The organism is Aequorivita vladivostokensis (assembly GCF_000952855.1).
Taxonomy (GTDB): domain Bacteria; phylum Bacteroidota; class Bacteroidia; order Flavobacteriales; family Flavobacteriaceae; genus Aequorivita; species Aequorivita vladivostokensis.
Map to the genome: position 1 here is coordinate 553,744 of NZ_JSVU01000001.1, position 13,080 is coordinate 566,823.

The 13,080-nt window shown below is 40.5% G+C and carries 10 protein-coding genes; 6 read left to right on the top strand and 4 right to left on the bottom strand.

The window, feature by feature from the left end; all coding sequences use genetic code 11:
* Positions 1-59 precede the first annotated feature (59 nt).
* From MB09_RS02565 to MB09_RS02580, 4 genes are all read left to right on the top strand, one after another.
* Entirely contained in the window at positions 60-2,240 is a 2,181-nt protein-coding gene (locus MB09_RS02565; protein WP_045079360.1) for a S9 family peptidase, read from the top strand.
* Positions 2,241-2,275: 35 nt separating this feature from the next.
* Positions 2,276-3,679, top strand: coding sequence for a peptide MFS transporter (locus MB09_RS02570; protein WP_045079266.1), 1,404 nt, complete (start codon positions 2,276-2,278; stop codon positions 3,677-3,679).
* Positions 3,680-3,714: 35 nt separating this feature from the next.
* Positions 3,715-5,505 carry a peptide MFS transporter gene (locus tag MB09_RS02575; protein ID WP_045079267.1) on the top strand — a complete coding sequence of 597 codons (1,791 nt, stop codon included), beginning with the start codon at positions 3,715-3,717 and terminating at the stop codon, positions 5,503-5,505.
* An 85-nt stretch (positions 5,506-5,590) separates the two neighbouring features.
* Positions 5,591-6,124, top strand: a complete 534-nt coding sequence (locus tag MB09_RS02580) for a thioredoxin family protein (protein WP_045079268.1) — start codon at positions 5,591-5,593, stop codon at positions 6,122-6,124.
* A 27-nt stretch (positions 6,125-6,151) separates the two neighbouring features.
* Here the strand turns inward: MB09_RS02580 and MB09_RS02585 are convergent, their stop codons facing one another.
* The 4 genes from MB09_RS02585 to MB09_RS02600 form a co-directional block, all read right to left on the bottom strand.
* Entirely contained in the window at positions 6,152-8,176 is a 2,025-nt protein-coding gene (locus MB09_RS02585) for a ComEC/Rec2 family competence protein (protein ID WP_045079269.1), read from the bottom strand.
* A gap of 102 nt (positions 8,177-8,278) precedes the next feature.
* Positions 8,279-8,881, bottom strand: a complete 603-nt coding sequence (locus MB09_RS02590; RefSeq protein WP_045079270.1) for a C40 family peptidase — start codon at positions 8,879-8,881, stop codon at positions 8,279-8,281.
* A gap of 44 nt (positions 8,882-8,925) precedes the next feature.
* Positions 8,926-10,041 (bottom strand): lipid-A-disaccharide synthase, encoded by a 1,116-nt coding sequence (gene lpxB, locus MB09_RS02595; RefSeq protein WP_045079271.1) that lies wholly within the window; start codon positions 10,039-10,041, stop codon positions 8,926-8,928.
* A gap of 82 nt (positions 10,042-10,123) precedes the next feature.
* A complete protein-coding gene (locus MB09_RS02600) occupies positions 10,124-11,098 on the bottom strand; it encodes a D-alanine--D-alanine ligase (protein ID WP_045079272.1) in 975 nt (324 codons plus the stop codon).
* 172 nt (positions 11,099-11,270) lie between these two features.
* On the opposite strand from MB09_RS02600, the gene MB09_RS02605 reads away from it, so the two are divergent.
* Both MB09_RS02605 and MB09_RS02610 read left to right on the top strand, forming a co-directional pair.
* The gene (locus tag MB09_RS02605) at positions 11,271-11,903 is read left to right on the top strand and encodes a PASTA domain-containing protein (RefSeq protein WP_045079273.1); all 633 of its coding nucleotides are present in this window, start codon (positions 11,271-11,273) and stop codon (positions 11,901-11,903) included.
* On the top strand, positions 11,890-12,936 hold the full coding sequence (locus tag MB09_RS02610; RefSeq protein ID WP_045079361.1) for an RluA family pseudouridine synthase: 1,047 nt from the start codon (positions 11,890-11,892) through the stop codon (positions 12,934-12,936). Before MB09_RS02605 ends, MB09_RS02610 begins: the two co-directional genes overlap by 14 nt.
* Positions 12,937-13,080 lie beyond the last annotated feature (144 nt).

The window sequence follows — 13,080 nt, forward strand, 5'->3', positions numbered from 1 at the left end:
AAAACCATGCCCTCTTTCACAAAAAATTAGTAAACTTGGCGTATCAAAATTTTAACACTTTGAAAAGATTTAACGCCCTCCCTTTTTTACTGCTGTTTTTAACGGCCATTACTACCCTTACCGCACAACAGAAAAGCATAAGCCTAGAAGAAATTTGGGGCGGAGCCTTCCGAACCCAAGGTCTGGATGCCCTGCATTCCATGAACAATGGAAAGCAATATGCCGTTTTAAATTACGACCGGCAGGAAAAAGCTTCAACTGTAGATGTGTATGATTACAAAAGCGGCGAGAAGGTGCGCACGCTCTTAAACTCAAAAGATTTGAAGGGGATAGATTATATTATTTCCTATGAGTTTAGCGAGGATGAATCAAAAATTCTATTTACTACTGCGCTGCAGCAAATATACCGACGCTCTTCTTTGGGTACCTATTATGTTTATGATATTGCATCGAAACAGATTGGCTTGGTTTCAACTAATAAAATCCAGGAACCAACCTTCAGTAACGACGGCAGTAAGATTGCTTATGGATTTGAGAACAACCTATATATTAAGAATTTAAAAACAGGAGAAACCAAGCAGATAACCACCGACGGGAAAAAGAACAGCATTATAAATGGAATTACCGATTGGGTATATGAGGAAGAATTTGCTTTTGTGCGAGCTTTTGAATGGAGTAAAGATGGTGATAGGCTTGCCTTCATAAAATTTGATGAAACCGAAGTGCCACAGTTCAATATGGATCTATATGGCGATGCGCTATATCCTACAGCAGATACGTTTAAATATCCAAAAGCAGGAGAGGCAAATTCCAAGGTTTCGTTGCATATATACGATCTGGGCAGCGGCAGTACTTCAGAAATAGATCTTTCAAGTTATAACAATTATTACATTCCCCGTTTGCTTTGGACAAAGGACAACAACCTGCTGAGCGTACAGCTGGCCAACCGTCATCAGAATGTGATAGATTTGGTATTTGTGGATGCCTCAAACAACACTTCAAACCTAATATTGGCGGAAAAGGATGACGCCTATGTGGACGTTACCGACAATCTCACATTTTTAAACAACAACAGTTTTTTCTGGACCAGTGAAAAGGACGGCTGGAACCATATTTATCAATACGACAAAAATGGAAAGTTACTGAACCAAGTGACCAAGGGGCCTTGGGAAGTAACTGCCTATTACGGTTTTGACCAAAACACGGGTCGCGTTTACTATCAAAGTACTGAAAACGGAAGCATCAACCGGGATGTGTATAGTATACTTCCCTCAGGGAAAAACAAGGTGCGTCTTACCGACCGCAAGGGAACTAACGATGCGGACTTTAGTGCAGACTATACTTATTTCATCAATACTTTTTCTGATGCTAAAACCCCCTATGTGTATACGCTACACGAAGCAAAAACTGGAAAATTATTACGTGAAATAAAAAATAATAATGATTTGAAGAATCGATTGGCTTCCTATAAAATTTCACCCAAGGAATTTTCAACTATCCAAGTAAATGGCGAAGATTTAAATATGTATATGATAAAGCCGTTGGATTTTGATGAAAACAAGCAATATCCGCTATTTCTCTACCAATATTCCGGTCCTGGCTCTCAGAATGTTTCCAACAGTTGGATGGGTACAAACGATTATTGGCATGAAATGCTAGTGAATGATCAGGAAATTATTGTGGCCTGTGTGGACGGACGCGGAACAGGTTTTAAAGGAAGGGATTTCAAAAAGATGACTCAAAAGGAATTAGGGAAATACGAAGTGGAAGACCAAATAGCGGTCGCCAAAAAGTTGGGTGAACTTCCATATATCGATGCCTCGCGCACCGGAATTTGGGGTTGGAGCTATGGTGGCTTTATGTCTTCAAACGCGTTGTTTCAGGCGCCGGACACTTTTGAGATGGCCATTGCAGTTGCCCCGGTAACCAGCTGGCGATTTTATGATAGCATCTATACAGAGCGCTATATGCAAACTCCGCAGGAAAACGCTTCGGGTTATGATGAAAATTCTCCCCTATCGCACGTGGAGGGGCTAAAGGGAAAATTCTTATTGGTACACGGAAGTGCAGATGACAACGTGCACGTACAGAACAGTATGCGCTTGATTGAAGCTTTGGTACAGGCAAACAAGCAGTTTGACTGGAGAATCTATCCCGATAAAAACCACGGTATTTATGGAGGCAACACGCGCCTGCATTTATATACTTTAATGACAGATTTCATCAAGAAGAATTTATAAATAAAAAAAATCAACTCTAATTAATTATATATTTTATGTCAGAAGCACTTCAATATCAAAAACAGAAGGAATTATTTGGCCACCCAGTAGGTCTTTACATTTTGTTCTTTACCGAAATGTGGGAACGCTTCTCCTATTATGGGATGCGCGCCATTTTGGTACTTTACTTGGTTGCAGAGGCTACCAGCGGTAATCCTGGTTTAGGGTGGACCAACGCAGAAGCACTTTCCCTCTATGGAACCTACACTATGCTTGTGTATGTAGCCTCCATTCCCGGAGGATGGATTGCCGACAAATTTATGGGCCAGAAACAATCGGTACTGGTTGGTGGTATTCTGTTAGTGGCGGGTCATGGTATTCTTTCCATTGAAGAAATGTGGGCATTCTATACAGGTCTTGGTCTTATCATTGCTGGGGTAGGGATGCTTAAGCCAAATATTTCAACTATGGTTGGAGGTCTTTATAAGCCCGGCGATATTAGAAGAGATAAAGGTTTTACTATTTTTTACATAGGTATTAACATTGGTGCTTTTCTCTCCAGTTTAATTGTGGGGTATGTTGGTGAAGTTTATGGCTGGCATTATGGTTTCGGTCTTGCTGCCATAGGTATGGCTTTGGGATTACTTCAATATTTAGTAGGCCAAAAACATTTAAAATACGTTGGGAATAATACAAACAAATCTATTGATCCCGAAGAAAAGGCAGCGATGAAGAGGCCTCTTTCAAAAGTTGAAAAGGATAGAATGATCGTTCTGTTCATTTCTTTCATTTTAGTTATCGTTTTCTGGGGAGCATTCGAGCAAGCCGGAGGGTTGATGAATATTTACGCATCCGAAAAGACCGATAGAATGCTATTGGGCTGGGAAGTACCAGCTTCGTGGTTTCAGTCACTTAACGCAATGTTTATTATTATTCTGGGTACCGCGGTTGCAGCCTATTGGGCCAAAAGAAAGTTAAAGGGAAAGGTTTCCACTTCACTTTTCAAAATGTGCCTAGGTCTAATTATTATGGGGATGGGATTCTTCTTTATGACTGCCGCCGCAGCGCAATTCAATAGCGAAGGGGCATCTGCAATGTACTGGTTAGTGTTGGCTTATTTGTTCCACACGGTGGGAGAGTTGTGCTTATCACCAGTTGCGCTTTCTTACATCACAAAATTGGCTCCGTTGAAATATGCGTCCTTAATGATGGGAGTATATTTTGCCATGACAGGCTTTGGAAACAAGGTAGCCGGACTTTTAGGTGAATCGGCTTCTGACTTAGGAGAATATACCGTATTTACCGGTATAGCCGTATTCTGTGTTGTATTCGGATTATTGGTTTTATTGGTAAGAAAGAAATTGGAAAAACTTACACACGGGGCTGAGGACAATGAGCGTGAACTACACGATAATGAACCCTTTGAACTTGCAGATCCAGAAATAAACAAAGCCAACTAACTTTTTCAGAAACAATCTAACCAAAATACATACCGATGAATACCGATATAGAGAATCTATTTAAGGATAAAGTTTTAGGACATCCCGCGGGATTATTTATACTCTTTTTTACCGAAATGTGGGAACGATTTTCCTTTTATGGAATGCGTATTCTTTTGGTATTATTCCTTACTGCACCTATATTAAGCGACAATCCCGGTTGGGAATGGCCTCGGGAGCATGCCTTGGCACTCATTGGTACCTACGCGTCCCTTTTATACTTAACCCCGATAATTGGCGGTTGGATAGCAGATAAGATTACCGGCTACCGTATGGCCGTAGTTCTCGGTTGTATTATTATGACCTTAGGCCACGCTTCCATGGCGCTGGAAACCACCGCATCTTTTTACTTGGGGCTTGCGCTTTTGGTAATTGGAACCGGATTTTTTAAGCCGAATATTACTTCCATTATTTCTGAAATGTACAAAGGGAAGGAATCCAAAAAAGACGGAGCCTACACCATTTTCTATATGGGGGTGAACGCGGGCGCATTCTTCGGGATGATGCTTTGCGGCTATTTGGCTGAAAATTATGGCTGGTCTTGGGGCTTTGGGCTTGCGGGAATTTTTATGTTTTTTGGAATGCTTCAATTTTTGTTGGCCAATAAAATCTTCGGAGGAATTGGCGCAAGACCTTCCAAAGTCCACGAGGTAGAAATACCTCAAAACATTAATGAAGAAAGGCCTGAATTGCGAAGCGAGGAAGTAGAGGAAGCACCTATCAAATTGAATCCATTCACGATGTTTGATTTTGTTTTGATCGTATTATCATCAATAGGAGGCTTGCTATATTTATTTAATGATCCCTTGGAAAAAATATATGATACCTCGCTTGTGCCCTTTGAAATTGGCGGAATGAGTGGGACTAATATCGTGGTACTGGCTGCTTTGGCCATGTTCCTAATATTATTGATAACGCGGATTGCCCGATATTTGCCAATTGTAAGAGATAGGTTAATTGCCGTTTCCATTTTCGGATTGTTTACCGTTTTCTTCTTCGCATTCTTTGAACAATCATTAGGCTCCATGACGCTTTTTGCCCAGGATTATACAGATAGGGACTTAACCGGAAATTCTGCCATGATTTTCAAAATTATAGATGCGCTATTAACGACCGTACCCTTGATTATTATTTCTTGGGTAATTTATTTGCTCGTCAAGAAAACACATAGTAGAATTGCCCTGTCCAATGTGGCATTGGTGATCGCATTTATTGGTATTTGGGGGCTGGTTATTTATAGGTTGTACGATAAATTCAATCAAACTGAATTGCAGGTAGATGCCACTTGGTTCGGGATTTTAAATTCGTTCTTTATTATTACTTTAGCGCCCATTTTTTCAAAATGGTGGGAGAGTAAGTATAACCCCAGTGCGGCCGTAAAATATGGCATCGGGCTTATACTTTTGGGCTTGGGCTTTGCCATTCTTTCCTATGGAGCATCAGACATTCCTCCGGGAGCCATGACCGCAAAGGTAAGTATGGTATTCTTGATTCTGGCTTACTTAATGCACACCATGGGCGAACTTTGTCTTTCACCGTTGGGACTTTCCTATTTGAGTAAATTGGTGCCTGCGCGTATGATAGGCTTTATGTTCGGGGTGTGGTACCTTGCCATAGCCGTGGGCCAAAAAGCAGCGAACACTATGGGCGGGATGATCGATAAAATTTCGGCAGAGTATTCCATGGGAACTTTCTTTTTGATATTTACATTAATTCCTATTGGCGTTGGTGTTATTTCAATGTTGTTGAACCCGGTTCTAAAAAAATTAATGCACGGTATTCGTTAATACACAATAGTTTATAATATAAAAGCGTTCCTTTTTATGGAACGCTTTTTGTTTCAAAAACATCAAAAATTCAAAAGCACTTACAATGAAATACTTATTACTCTTTTTTCTTATTATTTCCGCAGGTACGGTCCATTCCCAAAAAATTAACTGGATGACCATGAACGAGGCGCTTGCCGCCCAGAAGAAAGAACCGAAAAAGATTTTTATGGACGTCTATACCACCTGGTGCGGCCCCTGCAAAATGCTCGATAAAAATACCTTTACCGATCCCGAGGTGATCGAGTATTTGAACAAAAACTATTATTCTGTAAAGTTTAATGCGGAAGGGACCGAGGAGGTAACCTTTAATGATTTCACATATACAAACCCAAATTATGATCCTGCCCGAAAAGGGAGAAACTCACAACACTTGTTTGCGCACGCGCTAAAAGTAACGGCGTATCCAAGTGTGGTTTTCTTTACCGAGGAAGGTAAGCTAATTCAGGCAGTTCCGGGATACCGGACACCTCCGCAGCTTGAGATTTTTCTTAAGATGATACATTCGGACGATTACCTGAAAATAACAACCGCCGAGGCTTGGGAGGAATATCAGAAAAATTTTAAACCCACATTTTAGGATAGCATTTTCGGTTTCATATTCGGGCTATTCTATTGGGAAAGCTCCTTGTTTCGCTGTATGGTGGAACGGGAGCTTTTTTAGTTTGCAGGTTTTTTCCCAACGGTTTACATAAGAATAATAGTTGCTGCCATCGGCAATAATTTGTTTGGGACGCAAACTGTCTATAAGACGGTCGAGGTTTACTTTTGTACTGTTGGTGAGCAACAGGGTATTTATATTTTTATGCTTCGGAAAAATTCCCAGGCTGTCCAAAATCAGGATATTCTTGTTGTTGTATCGAAATAGCCTCGGAAGCCTTTCTTCAGAATAAAATTTAGTATTCATCGCCACCTTAAAGGATTTAATGGGATGTGCTTCAGAAGAATTTATGGTTGAATCACTTTTAAGAACTATAAATTGGCTACTATTTTGGTAACCAACCAACGTCTGTCTGCTTTTCTGAAATATGATTAATTGATTTGTTGCGGTACGAAATTCATCATAAATATAAATTGATATGAGTACTGAAATAGCCAAAAGCGAACCCACCAACCTTCGGTAATTCATTTTTTTCAGAAATAAGATCAGGGCAACTATAAACAGATAGACTCCCAAGACTTTTAAGGTTGAAAAGTGAATGTCCCTGAACAAAAATTCATCCTGGACCGCAACCCAATGGATAAATGCGTTAAGGCTTTCAATTAGAAAATTGTAGCTTTCGGCGAGCCAGTTAGGCAAACTATTTAAGCTCGCTAAAAAAACAATCAGTATTCCGCCGCACATTAAGATTGTTAAAAAGGGTAGCACCACAATGTTGGTCAACAGAAACAATCCGGGAAATTGATGAAAATAATAGAGACTTAAAGGTAAAACGCCAATCTGTGCGCAAATGGTAACCGATACTATTGCCCAAATTTTACGTACAATCCAGTATTTTGAATACCCGATTTTATAAAAAAGCGGTTGTAGCCAAACGATGAAGAATACGGCTAAATAGCTAAGCTGAAAACCAACCTGAAACAACCAGAACGGATTGATTATCAATAGTGTGAAAAACGAAAGGAACAAGGTGTTTATGGAATTGCTCTCACGATTAAAGAGTTTGGCAACCGCAAAAAAGCTGAACATTGTCACCGCTCTTGTAACCGAAGGAGAAAGTCCTGAAAGCAACGCAAACCCCCAAAGTAGAATTACGATTAAAATGACATGGAAAAAAACACCGTTTTTCCATCGCGTTAAAGGTTTTAAAACGAATGCGAGAATAATGTATAAAATCCCAACGTGCAGCCCGGAAACTGCCAAAATATGCACGGCTCCCGCAGCCGCGTATTCGTTGTAAAGATTTTTGTCGATGTCTTTCTTTTCGCCTAAAACTAGGGCTTGTATAATGGCGCGCTCATCGGTTTTAAGTTTTGTTTTTTGAAGTTTTTCGATTATGTCGGCTCTTAAATTTTGGGCCATTCCCATAAAGGTTTTTGAACCTCTCGCAGTTTTCAGAATATTCTTTTCTGAAATCTGCAGCTGGTCGTAAATTCCCAAAGATTTCATATACGCGGAATAATCAAACTGGTGCGGGTTTAGGGGTTTTGCGATCTCGGAAATTGGTGCATAAACCAACAATATTTCATCTGCTGATAATTGCTTTCCCAATGCATCCTTCGAAATATTCAACAGTATTTTTCCGTCGGTCGATGCACCATTTACGGCGTTCACCTCTGCAAAATATTTTAAATTAAAGCTGTCCGGTTTTAGGGATCGTGTAATTTTCAGTTGAAACAATTCAGGGGTGTCCTCCGCAACTTGCTTAGAATAATGTTTCGGTTGAATCTGTGGCAGCCGTATTTGATAAGTGAAATATCCAATGGCAAAAAAGCAGAAATAGGCGGCAATTCCGAAGTAAACATTTTGGATGAGTTGTTTTCTGGCCCATAACCAAAGACAAAAAACTCCCAAGAGAAGTATCAAAAGATAATCCAGCAAAAAATTGTCAATTGGGAAGAAGTGCGCCGCAAGAATACCCAGCACAAGCAAAAATGAAAACTTTACTATTGTGAAGTTGATAAACTTCATGCCCCAAGCCTTTAAGTATGGTACTTAAAATTTACTGGGGAGAATGAACTAAAGTAAAAAATCTATCTTAGAAAACCAAGCTTCAGAAATTGGAATTATTACTTAAATAACCCTTCGGACTTCCACAAAGGCTTTTTTCCAATAATCTTCATCGAGTGATGAAATGATAACCCCGGCACGGGTAGTGGAGTGGATAAATTTTACTTCACCACGTTTGGCCTCTACCACCAAACCTACGTGATTTATGGTGTTTCTACGGCTGGTTTTGAAAAATACCAAATCACCTTCCTCTATATCGTTAAAGGAAATAAGGATGCCTTTTGTGGCCATATCGCGCGAGATACGGGGAAGTGCTATGTTTTCTTTTTGGAAGGCCGTACAGACCAAGCCTGAGCAATCCATTCCCGCATCCGTAGTACCTCCAAATTTGTAGCGCGTTCCCTCAAAGGTTTTGGCGTAGGCAATTATCTCTTTTTTTATCTGCTTTGGGCTATCTTCCTCTTTTTCAGACTCTGCAGTGTCTTCGGTGTTTTTTGCGGCAATTCGGTTGTTTTTATGGGGGCTTACCTTTCGGGTTGTTTTGGATGGGGTTTCATTTTTACCAATAATGGTTTCAGATACTTTTCCGGTATTTCGAGCGTACTTAGAACTTCCACAAGAAATAAGGAATAGGGTAAAAAAAGTGAGAAATAGCAGTTTTTTCATCAAGAGGGAATAGCGGATTAGTGCTTAAAAATATAAAATTTTATTCACTTCTTGATTGCTGAATAGATTAGTTTGGCCGTGTTTTCGCTTGCGCCCCGCCCACCGAGTGCCTTTTCCAATTCATAATAGTCCAAAAACATAGCGGCCCGGGTGTAGGGATCTAAAATGTTTGTCAGTTCTTTTTTTAACCTTTCTGTGTTGAAATCGGCCTGTATCAGTTCGGTAACAACGGTTTTGTCGAGAATTAAATTTACCAGTGATATATAATCCAGTTTGATCACTCTTTTTGCAATTTCATAACTTATTCGGTTGCCTTTATAGCAGACCACTTGTGGCACTTTGAAGAGTGCGGTTTCCAGTGTAGCCGTACCCGAGGTAACAAGTGCCGCTTCAGAAATGCTTAAGAGATCATAGGTTTTATTGGTTACAAAGTGTACATTTTTAGTGCTGAGGAAACTTTCATAAAATGATTTTTCCTGACTTGGCGCGCCGGCAATTACAAATTGATATTCCTTAAAATCCCCAGCCACCGAAATCATAATTTCTAGCATCTTCGTTATTTCCTGCTTACGGCTCCCTGGAAGCAGTGCGACGATGGGGCGATCATCCAATCCATTTTCTTTTTTGAAATTTTCTGGGTGAACCTGTTTTCTATCGTAAATGGCATCTATCAAAGGATGGCCTACAAAATGTACCGGAAAATTGTGTTTCTTTTCATAAAATTCCTTTTCGAAGGGCAGTATTACGTACATCTGGTCCACATCGCGCTTAATATCCTTTATTCGGCCTTCCTTCCATGCCCAGATTTGGGGCGAAATATAATAATGGGTTTTATAACCCATTTTGCGCGCCCATTTCATAATTCTAAAATTAAAACCGGGATAATCTATAAAAATTAGTACGTCTGGTTTATAGCTTTCAATATCTTTTTTGCAAAAGTTGATGTTTTTAAAAATAGTGCGCAGGTTCATTATTACCTCCGCAAAGCCCATAAACGCGAGTTCGCGGTAATGTTTTACTCCGGTGCCACCTACCTCGCGCATCAAATCGCCGCCCCAAAAACGGAAATCCGCTTCGGCATCTTCCTTTTTTAAGGCTTTCATTAAATTGGCTCCGTGCAAATCGCCGGATGCTTCGCCTGCAATGAGGTAGTATTTCATTCCATGGGTTTCAGGTTTCAGGTTTCAGGTTTCAGGTTGAAAGAAAATGGACTTTTAACCTACAACTTGTAACCCTTAACAATTATAGTACATTTTGAATTAAAATATCAAAAAATTTCGACAGGGTCATTCCCGCCTCGCGGGCTTGTTTGGGAATGATGCTTTCCGTTGAAAGGCCGGGATTGGTGTTTATTTCCAAGAAATAGGGTTTTCCTTTTTCTATAATGAATTCACTGCGGGTGATGCCTTTCATGTTCAATAATTTATAAATACGGACGGCCTCTTTTTTTACCATTTCGGTTTCCTCTTCCGAAATTCTTGCAGGGGTTATTTCTTGTGATTTTCCCAAATATTTTGCTTCGTAGTCAAAGAATTCGTTTTCTGAAACAATTTCGGTTACAGGAAGCGCGATTATCTCTTCACCATTATTGTAAACGCCAACTGAAACCTCCACGCCCACCAGCGCAGTTTCAATAATTATCTCAGAATCCTCCGTAAAAGCTTTTTCAATAGCAGGCATTATTGCCTCCATCTTACTTACCTTGCTGATCCCAAAACTGGAGCCGGAGCGGTTTGGTTTAACAAAGCAGGGCAAACCTGTTTTCATTACTATTTCTTCTACGTTAATTTCGGAGCCTTGGTTCACATAATAGGAATTGGCGGCACGCACCCCAAAATTTTTCAATACCGAAAGACAATCGCGTTTGTTGAAACTGAGCGCAGCCGAATAATAATCGGTACTGGTGTGCGGAATACCGAGCAGCTCCCAATAAGCTTGCAGGTAACCGTCCTCGCCGGGCGTACCGTGAATGGTGTTGAAAATAGCATCGGGGCGGATGGTTTCGGTGCCATTGTCAAAACTGAAATCTGCTTTATTTACAGGATGTTTTGTACCGTTTTCAGCAACAAAATACCAGCCTTCCTCCAAAATATGGATGGGATAAACTTCATATTTGTTTTTATCAAGAGCGTTGCAAACCACCCCGCCACTGTTTATCGAGATTTCAAACTCGCTGGAATAACCGCCCATAGCCACGGCAATATGTTTTTTTCCCATAACAATTCATTAAAAGCTGCGTTTACAAAAGTATTAAAAAGTTGGAGTTGTGCGTTATCAGTTATCAGTTATCTGTTGACAAGGGATTTCAATTTCAGTTTCGATTTAGATTTTGATTTCATCAAAAGATACTACCTTTGGAACTTTATATTTTGCATTAACATAGAAACGTATGACTTTTTTCCAGTTCGTGTTTTCCAAGGCATTTTTAAAGCAGTTGCTTCTGGCTATCGTTGCCCTGCTAGTTTTGGCATTTTTAATATTATGGTGGTTGCGTTTTAGCACAAATCACAACGAAAGGATAGAAGTGCCCAATCTAGCCAAAATGTCTTTGGACAAGGTGGAGGAAACTTTGGACGAAATGGATCTTCGGTATGAAATATTGGATTCGGCAAATTACAATCCAGACTTTCCGAAATATTCAGTAATAGAGCAGATTCCCAAACCGGGGAAATTTGTCAAGGAGGATCGAAAATTATACTTGACGTTAAATCCTTCGGGTTTCAGAAAAATTGAGGTACCGGATGTATTGGGTCGAACACGCCGCCAGGCCGAGCCTACGCTTTTGGCCATGGGCTTTAAGATTGGCAAAATAAGCTATCGCCCACATATTAGTGATAATGTACTGGAATTGCGCTATAAGGGCGAAAAACTGGACCCGGGCACCCCGCTTCAAAAAACTTCTGTGATCGATTTGATCGTTGGCGACCAGTCATTAAACAGAATCCAGTCTGAAGACGATGCTTCCGAAGAAAACCCAGAGGCGCCAACAAATAATGATGAGGAAAACAATGACGAATTTTAAAGAAGAAGAGTTTGATGATGCGGGCGGAAGTGATGATCTTTATGAACATTACCGCTTTAAGGCAGACAAAGGGCAGGGCGCACTTAGGGTAGATAAATACCTTATGAACCTTATTGAAAAGGCTACACGAAACAAAATACAAAAAGCTGCTGTTGCTGGAAACATTCACGTGAATGGGCAACCTGTAAAAAGTAATTATAAGGTTAAGGGCAATGATGTGGTTACCGTTCTTTTTGAGCATCCGCCTTATGAGTTTCTTTTGGTGCCCGAAAATATTCCGATAGATATTGTATATGAAGACGATGCCGTTCTTGTGGTTAACAAGGAAGCTGGCATGGTAGTGCATCCAGGACACGGGAATTATAGCGGCACGCTTATAAACGCACTAACCTATCACTTTGAAAATCTTCCAAATAATTCTAGCAATAGACCTGGTTTAGTCCATAGAATCGATAAGGATACAAGCGGATTGTTGGTGATTGCAAAAACTGAAGAGGCTATGACACATCTCGCCAAGCAGTTTTTTGACAAGAGTACGGAGCGCGAATACGTAGCACTAGTTTGGGGAAATGTGGAGGAGGATGAAGGAACCATCGAGGGCAATATTGGAAGACACCCTAAAAACCGATTGCAAAACACCGTTTACGAAAACGACGAAGAAGAAAAAGGAAAGCCAGCAATTACCCATTACAAGGTTTTGGAGCGTTTGGGCTACGTAACCTTGGTTTCCTGCCGTTTGGAAACAGGCCGTACGCATCAAATCCGCGTACATATGAAATATATTGGGCACACCCTCTTTAACGATGAACGCTATGGGGGCGAGAAGATATTAAAAGGAACTACCTTTTCAAAATACAAACAGTTTGTAGATAACTGTTTTAAAATTTTGCCGCGTCAAGCTTTGCACGCTCGTACCCTCGGATTTATGCATCCAGTGACTGGTGAATTTATGCGCTTTGAAAGCCCAATTCCCGCAGATATGGAGGCTTGTATTGAAAAATGGCGGAATTATTCGCAGCATGTGATAGAGTAATATTGAAGATAACTCCTTTGGCTTCGGCTACGCTCAGCCACCGAGACTTTCGAAAATTGGTCATTGATCGAAGTCGAAATGATTTTTTCAAATCCATTTTCGTTGGTTGTCACTGGCTTCGGCTGCGCTCAGCCACCGAGACTT